Source organism: Roseovarius gaetbuli, assembly GCF_900172365.1.
In the GTDB taxonomy this organism is placed as follows: Bacteria; Pseudomonadota; Alphaproteobacteria; order Rhodobacterales; family Rhodobacteraceae; genus Roseovarius; species Roseovarius gaetbuli.
In genome coordinates, this window is record NZ_FWFJ01000008.1 from 71,347 (window position 1) to 97,688 (window position 26,342).

General features: G+C 62.2%; 23 protein-coding genes. 11 read left to right on the top strand and 12 right to left on the bottom strand.

Annotated elements, in window-relative coordinates; translation table 11 throughout:
• Window positions 1-5: 5 nt before the first annotated feature.
• The 6 genes from moaB to ROG8370_RS06140 all read left to right on the top strand — a co-directional run bounded on the left by moaB (window position 6) and on the right by ROG8370_RS06140 (window position 8,033).
• Entirely contained in the window at window positions 6-548 is a 543-nt protein-coding gene (gene moaB, locus ROG8370_RS06115; RefSeq protein WP_085826190.1) for a molybdenum cofactor biosynthesis protein B, read from the top strand.
• A 105-nt stretch (window positions 549-653) separates the two neighbouring features.
• The gene (locus ROG8370_RS06120) at window positions 654-2,129 is read left to right on the top strand and encodes an efflux RND transporter periplasmic adaptor subunit (RefSeq protein ID WP_085826191.1); all 1,476 of its coding nucleotides are present in this window, start codon (window positions 654-656) and stop codon (window positions 2,127-2,129) included.
• A 3-nt stretch (window positions 2,130-2,132) separates the two neighbouring features.
• Window positions 2,133-5,531: an efflux RND transporter permease subunit gene (locus ROG8370_RS06125; RefSeq protein ID WP_085826192.1), complete on the top strand. Its 3,399-nt coding sequence runs from the start codon at window positions 2,133-2,135 to the stop codon at window positions 5,529-5,531.
• A gap of 50 nt (window positions 5,532-5,581) precedes the next feature.
• Window positions 5,582-6,520 carry a bifunctional riboflavin kinase/FAD synthetase gene (locus ROG8370_RS06130; protein ID WP_085826193.1) on the top strand — a complete coding sequence of 313 codons (939 nt, stop codon included), beginning with the start codon at window positions 5,582-5,584 and terminating at the stop codon, window positions 6,518-6,520.
• A complete protein-coding gene (locus tag ROG8370_RS06135; protein WP_085826194.1) occupies window positions 6,517-6,987 on the top strand; it encodes a YcgN family cysteine cluster protein in 471 nt (156 codons plus the stop codon). The genes ROG8370_RS06130 and ROG8370_RS06135 overlap by 4 nt, the downstream gene beginning before the upstream one ends.
• Window positions 6,987-8,033, top strand: coding sequence for a threonine aldolase family protein (locus tag ROG8370_RS06140; protein ID WP_085826195.1), 1,047 nt, complete (start codon window positions 6,987-6,989; stop codon window positions 8,031-8,033). Before ROG8370_RS06135 ends, ROG8370_RS06140 begins: the two co-directional genes overlap by 1 nt.
• A gap of 8 nt (window positions 8,034-8,041) precedes the next feature.
• Here the strand turns inward: ROG8370_RS06140 and ROG8370_RS06145 are convergent, their stop codons facing one another.
• A complete protein-coding gene (locus ROG8370_RS06145; protein WP_085826196.1) occupies window positions 8,042-8,848 on the bottom strand; it encodes an alpha/beta fold hydrolase in 807 nt (268 codons plus the stop codon).
• A 4-nt stretch (window positions 8,849-8,852) separates the two neighbouring features.
• The gene (locus tag ROG8370_RS06150; protein ID WP_085826197.1) at window positions 8,853-9,452 is read right to left on the bottom strand and encodes a 2-hydroxychromene-2-carboxylate isomerase; all 600 of its coding nucleotides are present in this window, start codon (window positions 9,450-9,452) and stop codon (window positions 8,853-8,855) included.
• Between the two features lie 102 nt (window positions 9,453-9,554).
• Between ROG8370_RS06150 and ROG8370_RS06155 the strand changes: the two genes are divergently transcribed.
• A complete protein-coding gene (locus ROG8370_RS06155; protein WP_085826242.1) occupies window positions 9,555-10,571 on the top strand; it encodes a ribose-phosphate pyrophosphokinase in 1,017 nt (338 codons plus the stop codon).
• A gap of 60 nt (window positions 10,572-10,631) precedes the next feature.
• On the opposite strand, the gene ROG8370_RS06160 is transcribed toward ROG8370_RS06155, so the two are convergent.
• The 7 genes from ROG8370_RS06160 to ROG8370_RS06190 form a co-directional block, all read right to left on the bottom strand.
• Window positions 10,632-10,985, bottom strand: a complete 354-nt coding sequence (locus ROG8370_RS06160) for an H-type lectin domain-containing protein (RefSeq protein ID WP_085826198.1) — start codon at window positions 10,983-10,985, stop codon at window positions 10,632-10,634.
• A gap of 114 nt (window positions 10,986-11,099) precedes the next feature.
• Window positions 11,100-11,525, bottom strand: a complete 426-nt coding sequence (locus tag ROG8370_RS06165; RefSeq protein ID WP_085826199.1) for a F0F1 ATP synthase subunit epsilon — start codon at window positions 11,523-11,525, stop codon at window positions 11,100-11,102.
• 73 nt (window positions 11,526-11,598) lie between these two features.
• Complete coding sequence (gene atpD, locus ROG8370_RS06170) at window positions 11,599-13,023, bottom strand: F0F1 ATP synthase subunit beta (RefSeq protein WP_085826200.1); 1,425 nt, start codon at window positions 13,021-13,023, stop codon at window positions 11,599-11,601.
• Between the two features lie 19 nt (window positions 13,024-13,042).
• On the bottom strand, window positions 13,043-13,921 hold the full coding sequence (locus ROG8370_RS06175) for a F0F1 ATP synthase subunit gamma (RefSeq protein WP_085826201.1): 879 nt from the start codon (window positions 13,919-13,921) through the stop codon (window positions 13,043-13,045).
• Window positions 13,922-13,935: 14 nt separating this feature from the next.
• Window positions 13,936-15,474, bottom strand: coding sequence for a F0F1 ATP synthase subunit alpha (atpA, locus tag ROG8370_RS06180; RefSeq protein WP_085826202.1), 1,539 nt, complete (start codon window positions 15,472-15,474; stop codon window positions 13,936-13,938).
• Window positions 15,475-16,041, bottom strand: a complete 567-nt coding sequence (locus tag ROG8370_RS06185; protein WP_085826203.1) for a F0F1 ATP synthase subunit delta — start codon at window positions 16,039-16,041, stop codon at window positions 15,475-15,477.
• A gap of 392 nt (window positions 16,042-16,433) precedes the next feature.
• The gene (locus ROG8370_RS06190) at window positions 16,434-17,174 is read right to left on the bottom strand and encodes a class I SAM-dependent methyltransferase (RefSeq protein WP_085826204.1); all 741 of its coding nucleotides are present in this window, start codon (window positions 17,172-17,174) and stop codon (window positions 16,434-16,436) included.
• Between the two features lie 63 nt (window positions 17,175-17,237).
• Here ROG8370_RS06190 and gloB point away from each other — a divergent pair, with 63 nt between their 5' ends.
• The 3 genes from gloB to ROG8370_RS06205 all read left to right on the top strand — a co-directional run bounded on the left by gloB (window position 17,238) and on the right by ROG8370_RS06205 (window position 21,472).
• On the top strand, window positions 17,238-18,005 hold the full coding sequence (gene gloB / locus ROG8370_RS06195; protein WP_085826205.1) for a hydroxyacylglutathione hydrolase: 768 nt from the start codon (window positions 17,238-17,240) through the stop codon (window positions 18,003-18,005).
• Between the two features lie 156 nt (window positions 18,006-18,161).
• Window positions 18,162-20,498, top strand: a complete 2,337-nt coding sequence (clpA, locus tag ROG8370_RS06200) for an ATP-dependent Clp protease ATP-binding subunit ClpA (RefSeq protein WP_085826206.1) — start codon at window positions 18,162-18,164, stop codon at window positions 20,496-20,498.
• Window positions 20,499-20,548: 50 nt separating this feature from the next.
• Window positions 20,549-21,472 carry a M23 family metallopeptidase gene (locus tag ROG8370_RS06205; protein ID WP_245827224.1) on the top strand — a complete coding sequence of 308 codons (924 nt, stop codon included), beginning with the start codon at window positions 20,549-20,551 and terminating at the stop codon, window positions 21,470-21,472.
• Between the two features lie 13 nt (window positions 21,473-21,485).
• On the opposite strand, the gene ROG8370_RS06210 is transcribed toward ROG8370_RS06205, so the two are convergent.
• The 3 genes from ROG8370_RS06210 to ROG8370_RS06220 form a co-directional block, all read right to left on the bottom strand.
• Window positions 21,486-23,444, bottom strand: a complete 1,959-nt coding sequence (locus tag ROG8370_RS06210) for a peptidoglycan -binding protein (RefSeq protein WP_085826208.1) — start codon at window positions 23,442-23,444, stop codon at window positions 21,486-21,488.
• Window positions 23,445-23,446: 2 nt separating this feature from the next.
• The gene (locus ROG8370_RS06215) at window positions 23,447-24,673 is read right to left on the bottom strand and encodes a biopolymer transporter ExbB (RefSeq protein ID WP_085826209.1); all 1,227 of its coding nucleotides are present in this window, start codon (window positions 24,671-24,673) and stop codon (window positions 23,447-23,449) included.
• 66 nt (window positions 24,674-24,739) lie between these two features.
• The gene (locus ROG8370_RS06220) at window positions 24,740-25,270 is read right to left on the bottom strand and encodes a gamma-glutamylcyclotransferase (RefSeq protein WP_170925186.1); all 531 of its coding nucleotides are present in this window, start codon (window positions 25,268-25,270) and stop codon (window positions 24,740-24,742) included.
• Between the two features lie 68 nt (window positions 25,271-25,338).
• Here ROG8370_RS06220 and ROG8370_RS06225 point away from each other — a divergent pair, with 68 nt between their 5' ends.
• Complete coding sequence (locus ROG8370_RS06225) at window positions 25,339-26,340, top strand: DUF2125 domain-containing protein (protein ID WP_085826211.1); 1,002 nt, start codon at window positions 25,339-25,341, stop codon at window positions 26,338-26,340.
• Window positions 26,341-26,342: the final 2 nt, after the last annotated feature.

The window sequence follows — 26,342 nt, forward strand, 5'->3', positions numbered from 1 at the left end:
CCCAAATGTCCCGCATTGACGACACCAAAGAGTTCATCCCCGTGCGCATCGCCGTTCTTACGGTGAGCGACACCCGCGACATCACCGGCGATAAATCCGGCGCGACCCTTGTCGAGCGGATCGAGACCGCCGGCCACATCCTTGCCGACCGCATGATTGTGCGCGACGAGCGTGACCAGATCGCCTCCCAATTGCGCACCTGGATCGCGCGCGACGACATTGACGTGGTGATCTCGACCGGGGGCACCGGCCTTACCGGGCGAGATGTCACCGTCGAGGCGCATCGCGATGTCTATGAAAAGGAAATCGACGCCTTCGGCACGGTGTTCACCATGGTCAGCATGGCCAAGATCGGCACCAGCGCCGTGCAAAGCCGCGCCACCGGGGGCGTTGCGGGGGGCACATACCTCTTTGCCCTGCCCGGCAGCCCCGGTGCCTGTCGCGATGCCTGGGATGAGATCCTCAAACTTCAGCTTGATTACCGCCACCGCCCCTGCAATTTCGTCGAGATCATGCCGCGCCTAGACGAGCACCAGCGACGGAAATAGCGCCGGGCCGCGTATAATACTCAATACTCTTGGCATTTTGCCTGTCCGGGTTACATTCTCAAGGGGTCCACACGCGTTCCGGGCCATATCAAAGGGTTGCGTTTCATGCGGTTTTTGCGCCAGTGCCTGACGGGGCTGTTCCTTTTATCGCTCACCTTGGGGCTTTTGGCCTATGCCGGGCAAACCGTGGTCAGCGCGGTGTCAGAGCGCATGGCAAAAGAACCCCGCCAGCCGGATCGCCGCGAGCGTGTCTTTGCGGTGCGTACAACCCTTGCCCAAGAGGCAGACATAACCCCGGTCCTGACCGCCTTTGGTCAGATTCAGAGCCGCCGCACGCTTGAGCTGCGCACCCAGGCCAGCGGTGTCATCACCGAACTGTCGCCAGATTTCGTCGAGGGCGGACAGGTCCGCGCCGGGCAGTTTCTGGCGCGGATCGACCCCGCCGATGCGCAAACCGCGCGCGATCGTGCCCGCGCTGATCGGATGGACGCCGAGGCCGAAACCCGCGAAGCCGCCCGCGCGCTTGATCTGGCCCGCGACGAGCTTGAGGCGGCGCGCGATCAATATGCCCTGCAAGAGCGTGCCCTGACCCGCCAGCGCGACCTGCAATCGCGCGGCGTCGGCACCACCGCCACTGTCGAGGCGGCCGAACTTGCCGGCGCCCAGGCCCGCCAATCCGTGCTCGGCAGCCGTCAGGCGCTTGCCCTGGCCGAAGCCCGGATTGACCGCGCCGCGACCGATCTGGCGCGCGCCGAACTGTTGCTCTCCGAGGCCGAGCGCCGCCTTGACGAGACCCGCATCACCGCCGATTTCAGCGGCACGCTCAGCGACGTGAGCGTCGTCGCAGGGCGGCTTGTGTCGGCCAATGAACAACTTGCGCAGCTGGTCGATGCCACATCGCTTGAGGTGGCGTTTCGCGTTTCGACCCCGCAATATGCCCGGCTTCTGGATGATCAGGGCGCCCTGATCGGCGCCCCGGTGAAGGTAAGCCTTGATGTCTTCGGTCTCGAACTCTCCGCGACGGGGGAAATCTCTCGCGATAGCGCCGCCGTCGGCGAGGGGCGCACCGGGCGGCTGATCTTTGCGACGCTTGATATGGCCCCGGCGATGAAGCCCGGCGATTTCGTCACCGTGCAGATCGACGAGCCGCCGCTGGAGCGCGTCATTGCCCTGCCCGCCTCGGCGCTTGGGCCGGATGGGGCTGTACTGGTGCTCGGCGAGGATGACCGCCTTGAGGCGCGCGGCGTGACGCTCCTGCGCCGTCAGGGCAACGACATCCTGGTGCGCGCGCCGGGGCTTGCCGGGCGCGCGGTGGTTGATCAACGCACCCCGGTGCTTGGCCCCGGCATCAAGGTGCGCACGCTTTCCCCCGAGGCGGCCATGCAAGGGGGCGATGAGGCCGCCGCCAAACCCGCCGATCTGGTTGAATTGACCCCGGACCGGCGCGCGCGGCTGGTGTCCTTCGTGCAGTCAAACAATGACATGCCCGCCGCCGTGAAAGAGCGTCTCCTGGGTCAGCTCGACAAACCCCGCGTGCCCACCGCCATGGTCGAACGCCTCGAACGCCGGATCGGAGGCTAAGCCATGCAGGGCGCGCCCACCGGGCCATTGCAGGGCATCCTGTCCTATTTCACCCGCCATCGCACGGCGGCTAACCTCTTGCTTGTGGTGATGATCGCGCTTGGCCTGATGGCCCTGCCGCGCATGCGCGCGCAGTTCTTTCCCGATGTGGTGATCGACAACGTAAGCGTCTCGGTCACCTGGGAGGGCGCCAGCGCCGAGGATGTCGACAACGCCATTGTCCAGCTTCTCGAACCCGCCCTCCTGGCCGTCGAAGGCGTCGAAAGCTCAAGCGCCAGCAGCCGCGAGAACAGTGCCACGCTCAGCCTCGAATTCGAACCCGGCTGGGATATGGGGCGCGCCGCTGACGAGGTACAGGCGGCGCTTGATATCATCACTACCCTGCCCGAAGAGGCCGACGAGCCGGTCGTGCGGCGTGGGGTCTGGCGCGACCGCGTGACCGATGTGGTGATCACCGGCCCCGTGGGCACCCAGCAACTTGCGCTTCTGGCCGATGAATTCGTGATCCGCCTGTTTGACGCGGGCGTCACCCGCACCACGATTCAGGGCGTCGCCGCGCCGGAAACCCTCATCGAGGTGCCCTCGACGAGCCTGATCGCCAATGACATCACGATGGCCGAGATCGCCGCCGCCCTTGCCGCCGAGATCACCGCCGATCCGGCGGGCGACATGAGTGGCGCCAATACCCGCATTCGCACCGGCGTCGAAAAGCGAAGCCCCGATCAGCTTGCCGATGTGGTGCTGCGCTCAAATCCCGACGGCTCGTCGCTGACCGTGGGCGATGTGGCGCGCGTGCGCGTCAAGGGCGTGACCCGCGATGTCGCCTATTTCGTCGGCGACAAACCCGCCATCACCGTGCGTGTCGACCGCTCGGCGCGCGGCGATGCGCTTGATATTCAAGCCAAGGTTCAGACCCTTGCCGATCAGATGACCGAGACCCTGCCCGAGGGCGTCGACATCACCCTTATCCGCACCCGCGCCGAGGCCATTTCGGGCCGCATCAGCATGCTGCTCGACAATGCGCTGACCGGGCTGGCGATGGTGGTGGGGCTGTTATTTCTGTTCCTCAACGCGCGCACCGCATTCTGGGTGGCGGCCGGCATTCCCGTGGCCCTTTTGGCGGCGATGGCGTTTATGTTTGCAGCCGGTCTTACGATCAACATGATCTCGCTGTTCGCATTGATCATCACGCTTGGCATCGTGGTCGATGACGCCATCGTGGTGGGCGAACATGCCGATGCGCGCCTGCGCAAGCTGGGCGAACCGCCGATGGTCGCCGCCGAACGCGCCGCGGCACGCATGGCGCTTCCGGTGTTCTCCGCCACGCTGACCACGCTGATCGCGTTTTTCGGGCTGGCGGTGATTGGCGGGCGGTTTGGCGATCTGATCTATGACATCCCCTTCACGGTGATCGCCGTGCTGATCGCAAGCCTGATCGAGTGCTTCCTGATCCTGCCCAACCACATGGCGCATGCCCTGGCCCATTCGGGGCGGCTGCATTGGTACGACTGGCCAAGCCGGGTGGTCAATCGCGGCTTTGGCTGGTTTCGCGAGCGCGCCTTTCGCCCGCTGATCGCGCTGGTGATCCGGGGCCGTTACGTGGTGCTAGCCGCCACCATCCTGTTGCTCGCGGTTCAGGCGGCGGCCTTCATTCGCGGCGATGTCACATGGCGCTTTTTCAACGCCCCCGAACGCGGCAGCGTCAGCGGCAATTTCGCCATGAGCCCCGGCGCCACCCGCGACGACACCCTTGCCATGATGCGCGAAATGCAGCGCGCCACCGAAGCCCTTGGCGCCGAATACGAGGCCGAACACGGCACCAATCCGCTTGATTACGTGATCGCCCAGATCGGCGGCACGGCGGGGCGCGGCCTTGCCGGGGCCGACAGCAAGGACGCCGATTTGCTCGGCGGCATCACCATCGAGTTGATCGACGCCGACCTGCGCCCCTATTCAAGCTTTGCTTTTGTCGCCGACCTTCAGGACCGGGTCGAGCGTCATCCGCTTGTCGAAACCCTGAGCTTTCGTGGCGGGCGCTCTGGCCCCGGCGGCGACGCGCTTGATGTGCAATTCTACGGCGCCAGCGCCGATATCCTCAAATCCGCCGCCGAGGCGCTCAAGACCGCCCTCTCGCGCTATCCAGAGGTGTCGGCGGTCGAGGACAACCTTGCCTATGACAAAGAGGAATTGATCCTTGAACTGACCCCGCAGGGGCAGGCGCTTGGCTTTGCGATTGACGATCTGGGGCGCGTGCTGCGCCACCGGGTCGGCGGGATCGAAGCCGCGACCTATCCTGACGGGCCGCGCTCTGCCGAGGTGCGTGTCGAGCTGCCTGAGGGCGAGCTGACGGCAGATTTCATCGAGCGGATGCAACTTCGCACGCCGGGCGGTGAATATGTTCTGTTGGCCGATATCGTCAGTGTCACGCAGCGCACCGGCTTTTCCACCGTGCGGCGTGAAAACGGTCTGCGGCTGATCAATGTGACCGGCGATATATCCGAGGATGACCCGGCCCGCGCCAGCGAGATAAGCGCGCTGCTGAAAACCGAGATCCTGCCCAAGGTGGCCAGCGAATATCAGGTTGAGTGGCGCCTTGCCGGTCTTTCCGAGCAAGAAGATGAATTCATGGCCGATGCCCGGCTTGGGCTGATCCTGACATTGCTGGGCATCTACCTTGTGCTGTCGCTGGTCTTTGCAAGCTGGACCCGGCCCTTGGTGGTCATGGCGATCATCCCTTTCGGTCTTGTCGGCACAATTTATGGCCATGCGCAATGGGATGTGCCGCTGAGCATGTTCACGGTGGTCGGCCTTTTGGGCATGACCGGGATCATCATCAACGATTCCATCGTGTTGGTGACGGCGATTGACGAATACGCCAGCGAACGCGGCATTATTCCGGCGATCATCGACGGGGTTGCCGACCGGCTTCGACCGGTGCTTTTGACCACACTCACCACGGTTCTGGGCCTGACGCCGCTGCTGTTTGAACGCTCGACGCAGGCGCAGTTTCTCAAGCCCACGGTGATCACGCTGGTCTATGGGCTTGGCTTTGGCATGCTTCTGGTGCTTTTGGTCGTGCCCGCTTTGATCGCCATGCAACAGGATATTGCCCGCCAGATCGCGGCCCTGCGGCGCGGTCTCAAGGTGCGGCGCGGCCCGCTTGGGGCCATGCTCTGGCTCGGACTTGGGACGATGCTGGCCTGGCTTGGGGCAACCCTTGGTGCCACCCTTGCGACCGGCGCCTTGCCCGGCGCACTCGCGCAGGCGCTACCGATGCTCGCCGCCCTGTCGCCGATGCTAGCCGCGCTGCTGCTGTTTGTCGCCGGGACATTCGCCCTTTTGATGGTGATCTATATCGCCATGGCCATCGCGCATCGCCGCGCGCGCACCACGGCACATTAAGGGCGTGTTCTGGCTTGCACGCGCGGCCCGGCGGCGCTAGGCCTAGCGCCATGCGTATCATCCGGGATTTCCACTATGTCACCGAGGCCGATCGCGGTGCCAGCGCCGCCATCGGTAATTTCGATGGCGTTCATCTTGGCCACCGTTCGGTGATCGACATCGCCCGCAAGGCCGGTGACGCGATCAACGCCCCGCTTGGCATTCTGACATTCGAGCCGCACCCGCGCGAATATTTCGCGCCCGACGCCCCGCCCTTTCGCCTGATGGGGCCAGAGGCGCGCGCACACCGGCTTGAGAAGCTCGGAGTAGAGCGGCTCTATGAGTTGAACTTCAACGCCGCCCTCAGCGCGCTGACGCCAGAGGGGTTTGCCCGCACGGTGCTAAGCGACGGGCTTGGCCTGCGTCATGTGGTGGTCGGGGCCGATTTCTGCTTTGGCAAGGGGCGCGCGGGCACCGCCGCCGATCTTGAGGCATTCGGCGCCGAGATGGGCTTTGGCGTGACGATCGCCAGGCTTCTGGAAGGCGATGCCGGCCAGGTGTCATCAACCGCGATCCGCCGCGCCCTTAGCGAAGGCGAGCCAAAGAGCGCCGCCAATATGCTGGGCCATTGGCACCGTATCGAAGGCCCGGTCATAGGCGGCGAACAACGCGGTCGCGAGCTTGGATACCCCACCGCGAACATGTCGATTGCCGGGCTGCACCCACCGAAATTCGGGGTGTATGCCGTCTTGGTTGATGTGCTTGATGGGCCGCACAAGGGCACCTATCACGGCGCCGCCTCGCTTGGGGTGCGCCCGATGTTCAACGGCGAGGTTGCCAATCTGGAGACCTTCATTTTCGACTTTTCCGGCGATCTTTACGGCACTGATCTGTCGGTCGGGCTTGTCGAGTACCTTCGCCCCGAAGAGACCTTTGACAGCCTGGAACTCTTCATCGCCCAGATGGATGCCGATTGTCTGCGCGCCCGCCAGATTCTGGCCGCCCTATGAGCGATCCGATTGAGCGCAGCGGCCTGCGCCCCGAGTTCTGGAAAACCACCCCGCTTGAGCGGATGACCCAAAACGAGTGGGAGGCGCTCTGCGACGGCTGTGGCAAATGCTGCATGAACAAGCTTGAGGACGAAGACAGCGGCGAAGTGGTCCTGACCCGGATCGCCTGTCGGCTGTTTGACGACACCACCTGTCGCTGTTCGCAATATCCGATCCGCCATCAGTTCGTGCCGGAATGCATCTCGCTCAGCCCCAAGAACCTTGACAGTCACCTCTACTGGATGCCCGAAACCTGCGCCTATAAACTGTTGCGTCAGGGCAAGCCGCTTTACGACTGGCATCCGCTCATTTCGGGCGATCCGCAGAGTGTGCATGACGCGCGCGTGTCGATGCAATCGCGCACCCTGCCCGAGTTCGAGATTTCCGAGGACGACTGGGAAGATCATATCATCGAGGAACCAACCTGATGTTCTTTGGCTCTGACAATACCGGCCCCGCGCACCCCTCTGTAATGGCCGCCATGGCCGAGGCCAACACCGGGTTTCAGCCCTCTTACGGCGATGACGCGCTGATGGACAGGGTGCGCGACCAGATCCGCACCCTGTTCGAGGCCCCGCACGCCAGCGTTTACCTTGTGGCAACCGGCACGGCGGCGAATGCCCTTGCGCTGGCCACGCTGTCGCAGCCCTGGCAGACAGTGTTCTGCACGCCGCTGGCGCATATCCACACCGATGAATGCAACGCGCCCGAGTTCTTTACCGGCGGCGCCAAACTCAGCCTGACAGGCGCGGCCGACAAGATGACGCCCGCCGATCTAAGGGCCGCGATTGCCGAGTGGCCCAAGGGCGACGTGCATGTGGCGCAGCATGGGCCGCTTGCCCTGACGCAGGCCACCGAACGGGGCCGGATTTATAGCTGCGAGGAGCTGGCGGCGCTGACACAGGTGGCGCGCGATCACGGCTTGCCGACCTACCTTGACGGCGCGCGCTTTGCCAATGCGGTGGCGGCCCTTGGCTGCACCCCGGCGGAAATGACCTGGAAGGCCGGGATTGACGCGGTCAGCATGGGCGGCACCAAGAACGGCTGTCTCGGGGTCGAGGCGGTGATCTTTTTCAACCCCGAAAACGCCTGGGAATTCGAGCTGCGGCGCAAACGCTCGGCGCATCTGTTCTCCAAGCATCGGTTTTTGTCGGCGCAGATGCTGGGGTACCTCAAGGACGATCTGTGGCTTGATCTGGCGCGCACCGCCAATGCCCGCGCCGCGACGCTGGTGGCGGGGCTGCGCGATCTGCCAGAGGCCGGGATCGTGGTCGAGCCAGAGGTCAACATGATCTTCGCCACCCTGCCGCGCGCCACCCATCAGCGGCTCAAGGCGGCGGGGGCGGCCTATGGCCTTTATGACGGTCCGCTTGACAATGGCCCCGATGACGAACCGCTGATGATGCGGCTGGTCTGCGACTGGTCGATCACCGAAGAGCAGATCGCGACCTTCCTCGGCATCGCGCGCGGCTAACGCGTCGCTCAGGTCCAGGCCAGAAAGCGCAACACCTCAGAGCTGACCTGCTTGGGATGGGTGATCGGCCCCATATGCCCGGCGCCGATGACCACCGACCTCTCGACGCGCCCAAGGCGCGCCGCGAGCCCTTCGTTGATCGCCGCGATGATCGCCGGTGACTGGCTGCCTTCGAGCAAAAGCGCCGGGGCGGTGATCCGCCCGAGCGCACCGCTGGCAAGCATCCCGCCCGCGTCGTCATAAAGCGCAGGCGCTGCTGCCTCGATGAGCGGCATTTGCGCGGCCATCGCGGCGCGCGCCTCGGCAGGTATATCCGACCAGGCACGCCCATCGCCCCAGACCCGGATGAACCCCTCTGCCGCAAGGTGATAATCTCCGGTGGCCATGCCCTGCGCATACATCGCCAGCTCCACCTCATGCGGCGCGCGCATTTCGGGGTGATCGGCAAGAGCCACGCCGAAAAACACCGGCTCATAGAGGATCAGAGAGCGCACGAGATCGGGGTACTCGACCGCCAGCCGGAGGGCCACCGTCGCCCCAAAGGAATGGCCGATGATATCCGTCGGCCCCTCCAGAAAGCTGGCCGCGATCCGGGTCGTCACCTCCTGAATTTCGCCGCGCCCATCCCAATCGGCGCTGCGCCCATGGCCCGGCGCGTCAAAGGTAACCATACCAAGAGCACCGGACAGGCCCCGCGCCAGGCCGCCCCAGCTTGCGCCATGGGCCAGCGAGCAATGCAGCATCAGCGCCGCGCGCGGCCCTTGTCCGAATGTCGTCCAGTAGGTCTCGACCCCGGCCTTTTCGGCGCGTGGCATGGCGTTAGAGCTTGCCCGCCAGATGAAGATCAAGCTCGTCTAGGCGGTCCTGCCCCCAAAAGCTTTGCCCGCTGTCCACCACGTAAAACGGCGCTCCGAAAACCCCGGCATTCACCGCCTCTTCAAGATTGCGGGCATAGGTCTCTGCCCCGCTCAGCAAACCGCTATCGGCAAGTTTGGGATCAAAGCCGGCCTTTTGCAGGCACGCGCGCACCACGTCATCGCCCGCGATATCGCGGTCCTCGACCCAACAGGCCCGCATGATGGCATGCGCAAGCGCCCCAAGATCACCGCCCCCCGCATTTTGCGCGGCAATGATCGCATAGGACGACGGCGCCGGGTTGGTTGGCCAATGCGCGGGCTTGAGGTTAAGCACCATACCGCGCCTTTTCGCCTGTCGCGGCAGTTCCTGCGCGCGGTAGGCATTGCGCGAGGGGTGGCGCTCGGCGGGCGGGGTGCCGCCCGTGCGCGCGAACAGCGCCATGATATCGAGCGGCTTGTAGGTCACCGTCGCGCCATGCTTGGCGGCAATTTCCTCCAACCCGGTACCCGCCAGATAGGCATAGGGTGACAAAGTTGAGAAATAATAGTCGATATGGGCCATTTTGGCGTGCTCCCCCGTTGCATAGCTTTGCCTGACCCTAGGCACATGCTAAGCGGTGTCAACATCACGAATCTGTCACATTGCACAGCCGGGGACCTCACCATGCCAACCACATCGCAACCCAAGCTCATTTCGGGCAACGCCAACATGCCACTTGCCACCGCCATTGCGCGGCGCATGTCGATGCATCGCGGCGTCAACGTGGGTCTTGTCGACGCACGGGTGGAACGTTTCAACGATGGCGAGATTTTCGTCGAGGTCTATGAGAACGTGCGCGGCGAGGATATGTTCATCATTCAGCCGACCTCGAACCCGGCCAATGACAACCTGATGGAACTGCTGATCATGGCGGACGCTCTGCGCCGGTCCTCGGCGGCGCGCATCACCGCCGTGATCCCCTATTTCGGCTATGCCCGCCAGGATCGCCGCTCCAAGGCGCGCACGCCGATCTCGGCCAAGCTTGTGGCCAACATGATCGTCGAGGCGGGGATTGAACGGGTTCTCACGATGGATCTGCATGCGGCACAGATCCAGGGCTTTTTCGACATTCCTGTCGACAACCTTTATGCCTCGCCGATCTTTGCGCTTGACATCATGATGCAGTTCAAAGGCGGGATGGAGGACCTTATGGTCGTCTCGCCAGACGTCGGCGGCGTGGCGCGCGCGCGCGAATTGGCCAAACGGATCGAGGCGCCCCTGTCGATCGTTGACAAACGCCGCGAGAAAGCCGGCGAAGTGGCGGAAATGACGGTGATCGGCGACGTGACCGGCAAGAAATGCCTGATCGTCGACGACATGTGCGACACTGCGGGCACGCTCTGCAAGGCGGCCGAGCTTTTGATGGAAAACGGCGCCTCAGAGGTGCACGCCTATATCAGCCACGGCGTCATGTCCGGCCCGGCGGTCGAACGGATAGAGAAATCGGTGATGAAATCGCTGGTGCTGACCGACACCATCGCCCCCACCGCCGCAGTGCGCGCTGCCCATAATATCCGCATTCTGCCCACGGCGCCGGTCTTTGCACAGGCAATCCTGAACATCTGGAATGGCACAAGCGTGTCGTCGCTGTTCGAAACCCCGACGCTTGAACCGGTCTATGAGGGCCAGTTCGGCATCTGATTTCAGAACAACGGCAAGGCCACTCGTAGGGTGGGTGAAACCCACGCCCGCGCGGGTGGCCTAATAGACGTCCTGCCAGTCGTCTTCGTGAAACACCTCGCCAATCGCCATCCAGCGCACCCGCACCCGCGCGACGCGGGTGTCGGCCCAGGTGCGAAACACCACGTCAAAACCCGTCCGGGTGATCTTTTCCGCGGTCACATCGGCGCGCGCATTGGTGGCGCTGTCCATATCCCAAAGCGACATGGCAAGATGCACGACCGGCTCTGATTTGAAGGGCGTCTTGAACATGACCTTAGTGCGCCGGTCACGTTCGCCATGGCCGGTCCACATGGTGCCGCCATCTTCGTAATCCGAAAACAGCACATCATCGCCCTGATCAATGCCAATGGCCTGATTGATGAAAACTTTCATGGCGTAGCCTCTTGGGTCCAGCCTTTTGGTAATAAGGGTTTCTGTCAGAATTGAGAACTGAAAAAGAAAAAAGGGCCGCAAGACGGCCCCTTTAGATGTTAATCTCTCGCGGCCTTAATTGGCCGAAAGACCGATGTGATCGCCAATCGCGACCATATCCGCCAAAAGTTTGGCGGCATCGTCAACCGGGCCAGGCTCGTTGACAAAGGTTTCCTGCGCATGCGCAAGCTTGTCTGTCGCCTCGGATACCATGGCCTTGAACTCTTGCGCGGTCATGTCTTCGCGCGGCACGGCGCGCTCCGCCAGAACCGAAACGCTGTCTCCGCTGATTTCGGCGAAACCGCCGGTGACGACGTATTCACGGGCGCCATCGGGGCCTGAAACCTTCAGGACACCGGGGCGCAGCGTGGTGATCAGCGGCGCATGGTTGGCCATGGCCGTAAGATCACCCTCGGCACCGGGGATCTGCACCTCATTGGCGGCGACCGATGCCAGAAGCCGCTCAGGGCTCACCAGATCGAATTGCACTGTATCAGCCATTTGGGCCTCCTTGATGATGCAGCGCCCGAGCGGCCCACGTGATGTGGTCCGCCCGGGGGGCTACACGCGTTTCTTAGGCCGCGTCGGCAGCCATGCGTTCGGCTTTGGCGATAACGTCGCTGATGCCGCCAACCATGTAGAAGGCACCTTCGGGAAGGTGATCGTATTCACCCGCCACAACCGCCTTGAACGACGAAATGGTTTCTTCCAGCGGCACCTGAATGCCGTCAGACCCGGTAAACACCTTCGCCACGTCGAACGGCTGCGACAGGAAGCGCTGAATTTTGCGCGCGCGCGAAACAGTCAGCTTATCTTCTTCCGACAGTTCGTCCATGCCGAGAATGGCGATGATGTCTTGCAGCGACTTGTAGCGTTGCAGGATGCCCTGAACGTCACGTGCAACCTGATAGTGCTCTTCACCAACAACCGCAGGGTCCATCAGACGCGATGTCGAATCGAGCGGGTCAACGGCCGGGTAGATGCCCAGCTCGGAGATCGCGCGCGACAGAACGGTCGTGGCGTCAAGGTGGGCAAAGGATGTGGCCGGCGCAGGGTCGGTAAGGTCGTCCGCAGGCACGTAAATCGCCTGAACCGAGGTGATCGAGCCGGCCTTTGTCGAGGTGATCCGCTCTTGCAGGGCACCCATGTCGGTCGCCAGCGTCGGCTGATAACCCACGGCCGAAGGAATACGACCCAGAAGCGCCGACACCTCGGAACCCGCTTGCGTAAAGCGGAAGATGTTGTCGACGAAGAACAGAACGTCTGTGCCCGACTGGTCACGGAACTGTTCGGCAAGGGTCAGACCCGACAGGGCAACCCGCATACGCGCGCCCGGGGGCTCGTTCATCTGGCCATAGACCAGCGCCACTTTGGATTCGGTCAGATTGTCGGGAACGATAACGCCCGATTCAATCATCTCGTGGTAAAGGTCGTTACCTTCACGAGTCCGCTCGCCAACACCCGCGAACACCGAGAAACCCGAGTGCACTTTGGCGATGTTGTTGATCAGTTCCATGATCAGAACGGTCTTGCCCACGCCGGCACCGCCGAAGAGACCGATTTTACCACCCTTGGCATAAGGCGCCAGAAGGTCGACGACCTTGATGCCGGTTTCCAGAACCACGGATTCTGTCGACTGCTCGGCGAATTCCGGGGCGGGCTGGTGGATCGCGCGACGCTCGTCTGCGTTCACGGGGCCCTGTTCGTCAACCGGCTCGCCGATGACGTTCAGGATGCGGCCCAGTGTGGCGCTGCCGACGGGAACCGAGATCGGCTCGCCGGTGTCTGTCACGGCCTGACCGCGCACCAGACCTTCGGTGGCGTCCATCGCGATGGTGCGAACAGTGCTCTCACCAAGGTGCTGGGCCACTTCGAGGACCAGCTTCTTGCCATTGTTATCGGTTTCCAGCGCGTTCAAGATCGCTGGCAGGTGGCCGTCAAAGTGAACGTCCACCACGGCGCCGATGACCTGGGTCACTTTGCCATTTGCTTTTGCCATGTTTACGTCTCCGGTTTTCTTAAAGCGCTTCCGCGCCCGAAATGATTTCAATAAGCTCGTTCGTGATCACGGCCTGACGCGAGCGGTTATACTCGATTGTCAGCTTGTCGATCATCTCACCCGCGTTGCGTGTCGCGTTATCCATGGCGGACATCCGCGCGCCCTGCTCCGACGCGCCGTTTTCCAGCATCGCGCTGAAGATGGCCGTCGCAACACCGCGCGGCAGAAGGTCCGCAAGGATCGCCTGCTCGTCGGGCTCGTAATCATAGAACGTGCCGGTATCGGCCGCCTCTGCCGCATCGCTCACATCAGCAGGAATGATCTGCTGCATGGTCGGGATTTGGCTGACCACATTCTCAAAGCGCGAGAAGAAGATTTTCGCGACGTCGAATTCGCCGGCGTCAAAACTCTTCAGCACACTCGCCGCCACACCCTGCGCGTCTGCATAGGCAACGCGCTTCATGGCGGACTGATCGACATGATCCACGAAATACTGGCCATATTCCCGTTTCATCGCGTCGCGGCCTTTTTTGCCCACGGTCACGATCTTGACGGTTTTTCCTTCGGCCAGCAGATCCGTGGCATGTGCCTTGGCAAGCTTTGCGATATTGGAGTTGAAGCCCCCACAAAGCCCGCGTTCGGCGGTCATGACAACCAGCAGATGCACCTTGTCTTCGCCCGTGCCGCGCAACAGGACCGGCGCGTTTTCCGCGTCGCCCACTGATGCCGCCAGCTTACCCATCACGGCATTGAACCGCTCTGTATAAGGACGTGCTTGTTCGGCAGCCTCCTGCGCGCGGCGAAGTTTCGCCGCGGCAACCATTTGCATGGCCTTTGTGATCTTGCGGGTCGATTTGACCGACGCGATCCTGTTTTTAAGGTCCTTGAGGTTCGGCATTGCCTTATCTCCCCTTAAGCGAAGTCAGCGGCGAATTCGTCCAGCGCGGCCTTGATCTTATCCTCGGCCTCACCCTTGATCTTGGGATCTTCCTTGGTGAGGTACGCCAGCAGATCGGCATGCTTGCCGCGCAGGTGGCCAAGCAGACCAGCCTCGAAACGACCCACCTGATCGACACCGATCTTGTCCAGATACCCTTTGGTACCGGCATAGATCACGCAGACGATTTCAGCATTGGTCAGCGGCGAATACTGGGCCTGCTTCATCAGCTCGGTCAGACGCGCACCACGGTTCAGCAACTGCTGTGTCGAGGCATCAAGGTCAGAGCCGAACTGAGCAAAGGCGGCCATCTCGCGATACTGCGCCAGCTCAAGTTTCACCGGACCGGCGACGGATTTCATCGCGTTGGTTTGCGCCGAAGAGCCAACCCGCGAGACCGACAGACCGGTGTTCACAGCCGGGCGAACGCCCTGATAGAACAGTTCGGTTTCAAGGAAAATCTGACCGTCGGTGATCGAGATCACGTTGGTCGGAATAAACGCAGACACGTCACCGCCCTGGGTTTCGATGATCGGCAGAGCCGTCAGCGAGCCCGAACCGTTTTCTTCGTTCAGCTTGGCCGAACGCTCGAGCAGGCGGGAGTGAAGATAGAAAACGTCACCAGGATAGGCTTCGCGGCCGGGCGGACGACGCAGAAGAAGCGACATCTGACGATAGGCAACGGCCTGTTTGGAAAGGTCATCATAAACGATAAGCGCGTGACGGCCGTTGTCGCGGAAATGCTCGGCCATCGCGGTCGCCGAATAGGGCGCGAGGAACTGCATCGGCGCGGGATCAGAGGCGGTTGCCGCAACAACGATCGAATATTTGATCGCGCCGCTTTCTTCCAGCTTCTTCACCAGCTGTGCCACGGTCGACCGCTTCTGGCCGATCGCAACATAGACGCAGTACAGCTTTTTGCTTTCGTCGTCGCCAGCGGCCTCGTTATAGACCTTCTGGTTCAGGATGGTATCGAGCGCCACAGCGGTTTTGCCGGTCTGACGGTCACCAATGATAAGTTCGCGCTGGCCACGGCCAATCGGGATCATCGCGTCAACCGACTTGATGCCGGTCGCCATCGGCTCGTGAACTGATTTACGCGGGATGATGCCCGGCGCTTTCACGTCGGCCAGGCCGCGCGTATCGCTTTTGATCGGGCCCTTGCCGTCAAGCGGGTTGCCAAGGCCGTCAACAACGCGACCCAGAAGACCGTCACCGATCGGAACGTCGACGATCGACTTGGTGCGCTTGACGGTGTCGCCTTCCTTGATCTCGCGGTCGGACCCGAAGATCACGACGCCGACGTTGTCGGCCTCAAGGTTAAGCGCCATCCCCATGATGCCACCGGGGAATTCGACCAGCTCGCCGGCCTGCACATTGTCCAGACCGTGAACGCGCGCAATACCGTCACCGACCGAAAGAACCCGGCCGATTTCGGCCACTTCGGCCTCTTGACCGAAATTCTTGATCTGGTCCTTAAGGATCGCAGAAATCTCTGCTGCTTGGATACCCATTTATCCGACCTCTTTCATTGAATTCTGGAGGGAATCGAGCTTGGAGCGGATCGACGTGTCGATCATCTTCGAGCCCACTTTAACGACAAGACCGCCAATGAGGCTTTCATCGACGGTCGCATTGATCTTGACGTCCTTGCCCACACGCTCTTTCAGCGTCTTGGCCAGTTTGTCCGCTTGTGCCTTGGTCAGCGCCTTGGCGCTGGTCACTTCGGCACTCACCTCACCCTTGTCCTCGGCGATCATCGCGCGCAGCTGGGCGACCAGCTGGGGAAGAACGAACAGGCGACGCTTTTCAGCCATCAGCCCAAGGCCGTTCTGCATCTCGGGAACAAGTTTCATTTTCTTGCCAATGGCGGCCATTGCGGCGCCCTGCTCGTCACGTGTCACAACCGGAGAGCTGATCAACGCGCGCAAATCGGCACTGTCATCCAGCGCCTGCGCCAGATCGTTAAGGTTGGTTTCAAGTTTCGCCAGAGATTTACTCTCTTTCGAAATCCCGAAAATAGCGGTGGCATAGCGCTCGGCGATGCCGGAGGAGATCGAAGCTGGTTCGGACACGTCCACCCTTCCGATTGTCTGGCCCCGGTTTGGCAAGCCTCACTTGGCCGCTTCCGGGGACGTTTGCGTGCGATGATATTTAAGAAACACCGAAATTCGGCTGCGGTATAGCAGTGCCTTGCCAACCTAGCAAGCCGCGCGGAAATCATTGTATACGAATGAATACCGCATGATTTCATATACTTAAGGGGGGTGCGACCTATTGCGCGCATTTTGCCCGTCTAAAAAGATCACTTTTTCGCAACATTTAGCGATTCCCCACTCCAAACCCCCACTGAATCGCGCGTCTTTCGTTACCGCTATCAGTTGAAATCGCCCTTCGAAATGGCACTCCGGACGCAACAAGCCCGACCTGTCCCCCTGTGTAGGGTGGGTGAAACCCACGCGCCTGCCCGCGTCTAAACCGGCTTGGCCTTGGGTTGCGGCGCCAGAACCCCGAGGGGTTTGCGTACCTTGTCGCGCAGGCCCGGCCCACTTGGCGCCTGCACGCGCTTCGTCGCCTCGACCATCAAGACGCCGCCCGCCGCCACCACCGAAAGCTTTGCACCCATGCTCTCCCACATGCCGGCCGTCTTGCGCCAGAACGGCTTGGTCGACGGCGGCTGATAAAGGGCGGTTGCGTGGCGCTCGGGCAGGAAGTTGTGCGACTTAAGCTCGGTCTCAAGCTGTGTCTGGCTATAGGGTCGGCCAAAGCCGAACGGCGTGCGGTCACTGCGCGACCAGAGCCCGGCCCGGTTCGGCACGATAAACAACGCCGATCCCCCCGGCCCAAGCACCCGCCAGCATTCTTCCAGCACCGCGCCCGGCTGTTCCGAGGTCTCAAGCCCATGCACCACCAAGAGCTTGTCCACATGCCCGGTTTCAATCGGCCACATGGTTTCTTCGCACAGCACCGAGATATTCGGCATGCCCTGCGGCCAACCGATCACCCCCTGCGGCGCGGGCATAAACCCGACCACCCGGCGCGCATCGGCAAGATAAGGGCGCAGGAACGGCACCGCAAATCCATAGCCCAAAACCGTCTGGCCCTTTGCCTCGGGCCAGAATTCGGCGACTTCGGCACGCACAGCCTTTTGAACCGCGCGCCCAAGGGTGCTTCGGTAATAAAAATTTCGTAGGTCCTGCACGTCCAGATGCATTGCGGCCCCGGCAAAGATCGGTCACTCTCAAATCTAACAGTAACCGGCATTTGGGAAAAGACCATGACTTTGCAAATCCTGACCATTCCCTGCCTCTCGGACAACTATGCCTTTCTTGCGCATGAACCGGGCACGGGTGAAACAATGGCCATCGACGTGCCCGAGGCGGCCCCGATCCTTGCGGCGCTTGCCGACACGGGCTGGGTGCTGAGCCATGTTCTCTTGACCCACCACCACGCCGACCACACCCAGGGCCTTGGCGAATTGCTGGCCGCCGCGTCGGCACAGGTGATCGGCGCCGCCGCCGACGCGCATCGCCTGCCGCCGCTTGATCTGGCCGTGAGCGAAGGCGACACGATCACGCTTGGCGGCGAAACCGGTCATGTGATGGATGTCTCGGGCCATACCGTCGGCCATATCGCGGTGCATTTCCCCGAGAGTGCCGTGGTGTTCACCGCCGATAGCCTCATGGCGCTTGGCTGTGGCCGGGTCTTCGAGGGCACGATGGCGCAAATGTATGCAAGCCTGTGCAAGCTGGCCGCGCTCCCGCCTGAAACAACCGTCTGCTCGGGGCATGAATATACCCAGGCCAACGCAAAATTCGCCCTAAGCGTTGATCCGGACAATCCGGCACTTATATCAAGAGCCAAGGCGATCGACGCCGCGCGCGCCGCAGGCCAACCAACTGTCCCCTCAACCCTGGCCGAAGAACTGGCCACCAACCCCTTTTTACGCGCCACCGATCCGGGCGTTCAGGCCAATCTTGGCATGACCGGGCAGGACCCTGCCCTTGTCTTCGCCGAGATCCGAACCCGAAAAGACCGCTTTTGAACGGTATCGTGATCAAAAAACCAGCCGGTATAACGAAAAGTGAGCCGGTTTTACAAAAAAAGCCTTGAAGGATGGCCGCTATCGACCAAACTTTAAGACTATGAGGCCAAGGATGGGGTGATACCGCCCCACCCCAGATCAGAAGGAGCACTCATCGTGCCTTCATTCTCGACCACACTGGAACAAGCAATCCATGCCGCTTTGGCGCTGGCCAATGCGCGGCAGCATGAATTTGCCACATTGGAACACCTGTTGCTCGCCCTTGTGGACGAGCCTGACGCGTCGCGCGTGATGAAGGCCTGTAGCGTCGACACCGAAGAATTGCGCACCACCCTGGTGGAATTCATCGACGACGACCTTGCCAATCTGGTCACCGATATCGACGGATCAGAGGCGGTGCCGACCGCCGCCTTCCAGCGCGTCATCCAGCGCGCCGCGATCCACGTGCAATCTTCGGGCCGCACCGAGGTGACCGGGGCCAATGTTCTGGTCGCGATCTTTGCCGAGCGTGAATCAAACGCCGCCTATTTCCTGCAGGAGCAGGATATGACGCGCTATGATGCGGTGAACTTCATCGCCCACGGTGTTGCCAAGGACCCGGCATACGGCGAATCCCGCCCGCTGAGCGGGGCCAGCAACCTTGATGACGAGGGCGCCAAGACCCACGGCGAATCCGACGCGGTCGAGGCCGGTGAATCCGCGCTTGCGAAATACTGTGTCGATCTCAACGAAAAGGCGCGTTCGGGCGATATTGACCCGCTGATCGGTCGCGATTCAGAGGTTGAGCGCTGCATTCAGGTGTTGTGTCGCCGCCGCAAGAACAACCCGCTTCTGGTGGGCGATCCCGGCGTCGGCAAAACCGCCATCGCCGAGGGCCTCGCGCATAAGATCATCATGGGCGAAACCCCCGAAGTTCTCTCGAAAACCACCATCTTTTCGCTCGATATGGGCGCGCTTCTGGCCGGAACCCGCTATCGCGGCGACTTTGAAGAGCGGCTCAAGGCGGTGGTGACCGAGTTGGAAAAACACCCCGACGCGGTTTTGTTCATCGACGAAATCCACACCGTGATCGGTGCCGGCGCCACATCTGGCGGCGCGATGGATGCCTCGAACCTGCTCAAGCCGGCCTTGCAGGGCGGCAAGCTTCGCTGCATGGGCTCGACCACCTTCAAGGAATTCCGCCAGCATTTCGAAAAGGACCGCGCCCTTGCGCGCCGGTTCCAGAAAATCGACGTGGCAGAGCCGACGGTCGAGGATGCGGTGAAAATTCTCAAAGGCCTCAAGCCCTATTTTGAGGATCATCACAGCGTCAAATACACCAATGACGCCATCCGCTCTGCGGTTGATCTTTCGGCGCGCTATATCAATGACCGCAAGTTGCCCGATAAGGCGATTGACGTCATCGACGAAGCCGGTGCCGCGCAACATCTTCTGGCCGCCTCGAAACGCCGAAAGAGCATCGGTGTGAAAGAGATCGAGGATGTGGTTGCGAAAATCGCCCGCATCCCACCCAAGAATGTCAGCAAGAACGACGCCGAGGTTCTCAAGGATCTCGAAGCCGGGCTCAAGCGCGTGGTGTTTGGTCAGGATACCGCGATCGAGGCGCTGTCTTCGGCAATCAAGCTGTCGCGTGCAGGTCTACGCGAGCCGGAAAAACCGATTGGCAACTATCTCTTTGCCGGTCCCACCGGTGTCGGCAAAACCGAGGTCGCCAAACAGCTTGCGGATTCGCTTGGTGTGGAATTGCTCCGCTTTGACATGTCGGAATACATGGAAAAGCACGCCGTTTCGCGTCTGATTGGTGCGCCTCCGGGCTATGTCGGCTTTGATCAGGGCGGGCTTTTGACCGATGGCGTCGATCAGCATCCCCACTGCGTGCTGCTGCTTGACGAGATCGAAAAAGCGCATCCCGATGTGTTCAACATCCTGCTTCAGGTCATGGACCACGGCACGCTGACCGATCACAACGGCCGCACCGTCGACTTCCGCAACGTGGTCCTGATCATGACCTCGAACGCCGGGGCCTCTGAACAGGCGAAATCGGCTGTCGGCTTTGGTCGCGACCGCCGCGAGGGTGAAGACACCGCCGCGATCGAGCGTACCTTCACGCCGGAATTCCGCAACCGTCTTGATGCGGTCATCTCGTTCGGCGCCCTGCCAAAGGAGGTGATCCTTAAAGTGGTCGAGAAGTTCGTGCTTCAGCTTGAGGCACAGCTTATGGATCGCGACGTGACCATCGAGTTGACCGAACCGGCGGCCGCCTGGCTTGCGGATCGCGGCTATGACGACAAGATGGGCGCCCGCCCGCTTGGCCGTGTCATTCAGGAGCATATCAAAAAGCCGCTGGCCGAGGAGCTTTTGTTCGGCAAGCTTGCCAAGGGCGGCGTCGTCAAAGTTGGCGTCAAGGACGGCAAGATCGACCTCACAGTCGAAGGCCCCGTCGCGCGCCGCCTGTCGGGCAAGAAAAAGCCGCCGCTGCTCACCGCTGAGTGATGCGCCGGTCGGCCTTTGCACTGGCGACACTGATACTTGCGGCGGCCCCCGTGGCCGCCGCAGACGCGCCACGGCTTGGCCTTCCGATTGACTGTGAGCCCGGCAAAACCTGTTATATCGAAGATTATGTCGATGCCGATCCCGGCCCCGGACAACACGACTTCATGTGTGGCCTCAAAAGCCGCGATGCCCACCGCGGCACCGACATTGTGCTGTTGTCCTTTGACGCGATGACCGCTGGTGTTGACGTTCTTGCCGCCGCCCCCGGCGTGGTGGCCGCAACCCGTGACGGTGTTCCCGACCAACCCGTTACCCCCAACACCCGAGACAGCATCAAGGGCCGCGAATGCGGCAATGCCGTGCGCATTGATCACGGGGACGGCTGGCAAACCCTTTACTGTCACATGAAGAGCGGCTCGGTTCAGGTGCGCAAAGGCGATCAGCTTGAGCGCGGCGCGGTTCTTGGTGAGGTCGGGTTAAGCGGTCTGACCAATGTGCCCCATGTCCATATCGGCGTGCTCAAGGATGGCAAGGTTGTCGACCCGTTCAACCCCGAGGATCGCAACACCTGTGGCACGGCGAGCGGCACCGGCCTTTGGGACAGCGCGCCTACCTATCATCGCGCGGGGCTGTTTACGGCCGGGTTTTCAACCACCGTCCCGGGCTTTGGCGCCGTGAAATCCGGCGCAGCGCGCGCCGCCACGGCCAAGCCTGATCAACCGCTGGTGCTTTATGGTCATGCGTTTTACGCCGAGCCCGGCGACCTGCTTATCTTTACGGCCCAAGGCCCAGATGGTGAGATTTTTCGCCAGGACATCACGCTTGATGATCCCAAGGCCCAGATTTTCCGTGCCTTTGGCCGCAAGGCCCCTCCCGGGGGCTGGCCCGCCGGGGCCTATCGCGGCTATGTCCGCCTGCAACGCGGGCAAGAGGTTTTGGCGCTGCGCCACGCGGAGATCATCGTCGCTCCCTGACCCCCCCGCCTGCCTATTTCCCGGTCAGCTTGAGTTCGATCCGCCGGTTCTGGGCGCGGGCTTCTGGGGTGTCGGCGGGATTGATCGGCTGATATTCCCCAAAGCCATTGGCCGACAAGCGATCCGGCGGAAAGCCGAGCGCGCCCACCAGATAGCGCACCACCGAAAGCGCTCGCGCCTGGCTCAACTCCCAGTTATCCGCAAAAGCCGCGCCGCCGATCAGCGGCACATTATCCGTATGCCCATCGACCTGCAGCACCCAGTCGATGCCCTCGGGGATGTCATCGGTGACATTGCGCAGGATGCCCGCCACCTTGGCAATCTCTCCCGCCCCGGCAGGCGACAACCGCGCTTCGCCCGGCGCAAACAGCACCTCTGACGAGAACACGAACCGATCCCCGACGATGCGCACGCCCTCTTGTTGGCCCAGAAGATCGCGCAGGCGCCCGAAAAACTCGGAGCGATACTTTTCAAGGTTCTCTTTTTCGGCCTCGGCAAGGCGAAGTTTTTCTTCTTCCAGCAGGCGACGGCGGCGCTCCTCTGCTGCAACACGGGCCAATGCGGTATTCAACTCGTTGCCAAGCGATTGAAGCTGCACCTCGCTGGCGGCCTCGCGCACCTTGGCATCATCAAGCAAGGCTTGAATCCCCGAAAGTTGTTGGCGCAGGGCGGCGACCTGTTGATTGAGAAGGGCCTGTTGCTTTTGCGCCTCGCTGGCCAGCTCTTGCTGATCCGCCAGGCGACGGCGCGCCTCGGCCAAAAGGGTGGCGCGCTCCTCTGCTGTGCTCATCTGGGCCTCGGCCTGATTTTGCGCCGCAAGCTTGGCCGCAAGCGCCGCCGTCAACTGTCGGCGCACCTCTTCGGCATCCATCGCCTCGCCTTTGGCGGCCTCAACCTCCGCCTGGGCGCGGGCCAATGCCTGTCCAAGCTCGCTCACCCTCGCCTCTGCGCGCGCAAGGTCGTCCTGCGTTGCTCCGAGGGTATCGCTAACCTCGGCCTGCCCGCTTCGGGCCTCGGCCAGTTCGGTTTTCAAACCGCCGATCTCTGCATCTTTCTCGGCAAGCGTGGTCTCGCGGTCCTCAAGGCGCGTGGCCACCTCGTCTTGCGCTAAAAGCGCCGCGACCAACTGATTATCAAGGTCCGCGCGCGCATCCTCGGCGGCGGCCAACAGGGTCAGCGTTTCCTCGGCGCGCTTGCGTTGCTCTTCAAGCGCCAGCGTCATCGAGGTCAGCTCGGCCTGCGCCCCGGCAAGTCGCGCGCGCAGGGCCTCTGCGGCGGCGGCCTCGGCCAGGCGGGTCTGTTCCTGCTCACTTAACTCTGCCTCTAGCGCGGCCACCTCTTGGCCAAGCGTCGCCTCGGTTTCGGCATTCTGGCGGCGTAAATCCTCTGCGAGGGCCTCAAGCGCCTCGCGGCGCGCGGCGGCAAGGCGCGCGGCCTCGGCCTGAGCATCAACCTCGTTGCGCAAGCCCGCCAGCGCCAGTTGCAGGGTCTCTTGTTCGGACAAAAGCGTGTCGCGCGCTCCCTCAAGATCGGCAATCTGGCCCTCGGCGCGCTCGCGCTCTGACAACAGGCCCGCGACCTGTTCTTCAAAGCTGGCGATCCGGGTCTGCGCCTCACCAAGCGCTGCGGTCTGGGCCGCCGTTTGCGCGCGCAGCGTGTCGATCAGCGTGGCTTGTTCCTGTTGCTCTGCGCGCGCCTCGCCCAAGGTCGCTGTCAATGTGCCAACACGGTCCTGCAAATCGGTGCTGCGATCCCGTTCAAGCCCAAGCGCGCGCGACAGCGCCGCAACCTCGGCGCCAAGCGCGTCAAGCTTGGTGGCCTGACCGCTGATCTCTTCACGCAGGACAAATTGCACCACCATAAAGATCGTCAGCACGAACATCAGGACCAGCAAAAGCCCGGTCATTGCATCGACAAAACCCGGCCAGATCGAGCCCTGAAACCGTGCTCCGGTGCGCCGTGACAGGCCCATGCTCAGATCTCCCCGGTCTTGTCCGGATCAAAAGGCGACACGAACGGCCGCGAGCGGCGCTCGGGCACCGGGCGCCCCTGATTGAGCACCCGCGTCAGGGCGGCAAGATCGGTGCGCAGCTCGGTCATGGTTTCCTGGCGTCCGGCACTTATCTCTTCGAGAATGCGCAACATCTGCACGTCGATCGAGCGCAGCCGCATCCGGCTTTCGGCGTCAAGGCCTTCGCTGGGCCCAGTCTCGCGATTTTCCAGCGCCTGGATCAGGCGCTCTTGCCCCTCGGCCATCCGCATGAGCGCGCTTTGCACCGGGTTGCTGTCGCTCATCCGATGGGTCAGCCGCTCGATTGAATCCGCCAGAACGCCAAGTTTTTGATCGACCATCGCCCGGCTCACGTCCGATTGGGTGATCACCGCCTGCAAGCTGTCCATCTGATCGGCCATATGGTCAAGCACATGGGTCATGGCGTCGGTTTCGCCGCCGCCCTCGCCCTCGCCACTGGCAAAGCCAACGCGGGTGATCGTCGACATCCATTCCTCAAGCTCGCGGTAAAACCGGTTCTGACCGTGGCCTGCGAACAGCTCCAACAGCCCCACGACAAGCGATCCCGCAAGCCCCAGAAGCGACGAGGAAAACGCCACGCCCATGCCGCCCAACTGGGCCTCAAGCCCGGTCATCAGGCGGTTGAACACCTCGACCCCGCCTTCGCCATTTTGCGGTGCGAGGCTTCGGATGGTATCGACAACGGCGGGAACGGTCGTTGCCAGACCATAGAACGTCCCCAAAAGCCCAAGGAAAATCAGCATGTTGACGATATAGCGCGTGATATCACGCACCTCGTCGATCCGCTGTGCAACCGAGTCAAGGATCGAGCGCGCCGAGGTCGAGGCGATCTGCATCCGCTTGCCACGCGAGCGCAGCATCGTCGCCAGCGGCGCCAGCAATTGCGGCGGTTTGGTTAGCTCATGCCCCGGTGTCCGGGCAACAAAGCCCTCGATCCAGCGCGCCGAGCCGATCAGCTGAAACACCTGCCAGAAACAGGCCACGACCCCGATCAGAAAGACGAATACGATAAAGCCGTTCAGCCAGGGATTGGCCTGAAACACAGGCAAAACCCGCGGCAAGGCGACAAACGCGCCAAGCCCCGTCAGCCCCAGAACGAGCACCATAAGCACGATCTGGCGGACGGGATGTGAAAACTGTGGCTCGACCTCGCGGTCCGGCTGGTCCATCTGGACGCTCCCGACACTTGAATTATTGGCCCAACCCTACGCGTTAAGGCTTAACAAGCCAAGGATTTATCCAGCCAAGTGACGCACCCGCCGCACCAGCCAGTCAAGGTCGCGATCCATGATCCCGAGCTGATCCAGATGGTCGGCGGTATTATAGAGATATTCGGTGTTTGGCCCGCGTCCGCCAACCGCGCGGGCGATGATGCCGGCCTGTTCCTCAAGGTCCAGACCACCGCAATATTGCACGTGATCGGCGTCGATCACATAGGTCACCGCCTCGACACGCCGCCCATCGGCAAGCTCGATCTCAAGCACCTTCTCAAGATAGGCCGACGAGATCAGCTCGCGTTCGCGCAGGTATTCAAGCACCTCATCCGCCTTGTCCGGCGCCACCGACAGGGCGACCCCATGACAGACCGCATCCGGCGCCTCGTCCAGCGCGAGAACAAGGCCGGGATTTTCATCGGTGCCCCGGTGGTGGATGCTGCGCATGCAAAAGCTCCGGTGATAGCCGGGAAGGCTTGCGATCACCCGGTCCTGCGCCTCGAAACCGGGGTTCCAGACCAGCGATCCATAGCCAAACACCCACATTGTCATTTTGCTGTTCCTCGTGCTTTTGCCCCTATAAACACCATCCCAACAGGGCATGAAAGGGGCGCTTGCGCATGAGAGCATTGCTGACGTTGATCGTGATCGCCACACTGGGTTGGTCGGGCTACTGGTTTGTCGGCCAACAGGGCTTGCAACAGGCATTCGGCCAATGGTTTGACGCCCGCCGCGCCGAGGGCTGGGTGGCCGAAACCTCTGATCTCTCGGTTCAGGGCTTTCCCAATCGCTTTGACACAAGCTTTAGCGATCTCACCCTGGCCGACCCCGATACCGGCCTGGCCTGGGAGGCCCCGTTTTTTCAGATCCTGACGCTGAGCTATCGCCCCAATCACGTTATCGCCGTCTGGCCCGACGATCAGCTGATCGCGACGCCCCAGGAAAAGTTCCGCGTTCAGAGCACCGATATGCGCGCCAGTCTTGTGCTGGCCCCAAACACAGCCCTTGCCCCCGAGCGCGCGACCCTGACCACCGAATTCCTGCGCGTGGCGCCGCAAATGCGCCCGGATGAGACAACCGCGCTCACCACGCTGACCCTCGCCGCCGAACGCAACGGCGAGGCCACCTATCGGCTTGGCCTTGCCGCCGAGGGCCTGAGCCCCTCAACCCCGTGGCGCGCCCGGCTTGATCCGAAAAACACCCTGCCGACACAGCTTGCCGGGGTGCGCGCCGATCTGACCGTGAGCTTCGACAAACCCTGGGATCGCAGCGCCATCGAGGACGCGCGCCCCCAGCCGACCCATATCAAGCTCGACCTCGCCGATGCCACTTGGGGCCAGCTTCATCTTCAGGCGGCGGGCGAAGTCTCGGTCGATGCCACCGGCCAACCCACCGGCGAGATTACCATCAAGGCCCGCAACTGGCGCGACATCCTTGATCTTGCTGTCGCCTCGGGCGCCCTGCCAGAGTCGATGCTCAAGACCCTCGAATCCGGCCTCTCGATGATGGCGCAAATGGCGGGCAATCCGCAAACCCTCGATATCCCGCTCAACCTGCGCAACGGTCGCGTCATGCTCGGCCCGATCCCACTCGGCCCCGCCCCGCTTTTGCGCCTGCGCTGATA

Excerpts from the sequence above, each read along its gene's own strand:
- ROG8370_RS06155 (WP_085826242.1), top strand. The coding sequence starts at position 9,555 with ATGCCAACCACATCGCAACCCAAGCTCATTTCGGGCAACGCCAACATG.
- moaB (WP_085826190.1), top strand. The coding sequence starts at position 6 with ATGTCCCGCATTGACGACACCAAAGAGTTCATCCCCGTGCGCATCGCC.
- ROG8370_RS06165 (WP_085826199.1), bottom strand. The coding sequence starts at position 11,525 with ATGGCTGATACAGTGCAATTCGATCTGGTGAGCCCTGAGCGGCTTCTG.
- ROG8370_RS06145 (WP_085826196.1), bottom strand. The coding sequence starts at position 8,848 with ATGCCACGCGCCGAAAAGGCCGGGGTCGAGACCTACTGGACGACATTC.
- ROG8370_RS06215 (WP_085826209.1), bottom strand. The coding sequence starts at position 24,673 with ATGGACCAGCCGGACCGCGAGGTCGAGCCACAGTTTTCACATCCCGTC.
- ROG8370_RS06135 (WP_085826194.1), top strand. The coding sequence starts at position 6,517 with ATGAGCGATCCGATTGAGCGCAGCGGCCTGCGCCCCGAGTTCTGGAAA.
- ROG8370_RS06190 (WP_085826204.1), bottom strand. The coding sequence starts at position 17,174 with ATGCATCTGGACGTGCAGGACCTACGAAATTTTTATTACCGAAGCACC.
- ROG8370_RS06120 (WP_085826191.1), top strand. The coding sequence starts at position 654 with ATGCGGTTTTTGCGCCAGTGCCTGACGGGGCTGTTCCTTTTATCGCTC.
- ROG8370_RS06175 (WP_085826201.1), bottom strand. The coding sequence starts at position 13,921 with ATGCCGAACCTCAAGGACCTTAAAAACAGGATCGCGTCGGTCAAATCG.
- ROG8370_RS06140 (WP_085826195.1), top strand. The coding sequence starts at position 6,987 with ATGTTCTTTGGCTCTGACAATACCGGCCCCGCGCACCCCTCTGTAATG.
- ROG8370_RS06125 (WP_085826192.1), top strand. The coding sequence starts at position 2,133 with ATGCAGGGCGCGCCCACCGGGCCATTGCAGGGCATCCTGTCCTATTTC.
- ROG8370_RS06130 (WP_085826193.1), top strand. The coding sequence starts at position 5,582 with ATGCGTATCATCCGGGATTTCCACTATGTCACCGAGGCCGATCGCGGT.
- gloB (WP_085826205.1), top strand. The coding sequence starts at position 17,238 with ATGACTTTGCAAATCCTGACCATTCCCTGCCTCTCGGACAACTATGCC.
- ROG8370_RS06210 (WP_085826208.1), bottom strand. The coding sequence starts at position 23,444 with ATGGGCCTGTCACGGCGCACCGGAGCACGGTTTCAGGGCTCGATCTGG.
- ROG8370_RS06220 (WP_170925186.1), bottom strand. The coding sequence starts at position 25,270 with ATGACAATGTGGGTGTTTGGCTATGGATCGCTGGTCTGGAACCCCGGT.
- ROG8370_RS06150 (WP_085826197.1), bottom strand. The coding sequence starts at position 9,452 with ATGGCCCATATCGACTATTATTTCTCAACTTTGTCACCCTATGCCTAT.
- ROG8370_RS06225 (WP_085826211.1), top strand. The coding sequence starts at position 25,339 with ATGAGAGCATTGCTGACGTTGATCGTGATCGCCACACTGGGTTGGTCG.
- atpD (WP_085826200.1), bottom strand. The coding sequence starts at position 13,023 with ATGGCAAAAGCAAATGGCAAAGTGACCCAGGTCATCGGCGCCGTGGTG.
- atpA (WP_085826202.1), bottom strand. The coding sequence starts at position 15,474 with ATGGGTATCCAAGCAGCAGAGATTTCTGCGATCCTTAAGGACCAGATC.
- ROG8370_RS06160 (WP_085826198.1), bottom strand. The coding sequence starts at position 10,985 with ATGAAAGTTTTCATCAATCAGGCCATTGGCATTGATCAGGGCGATGAT.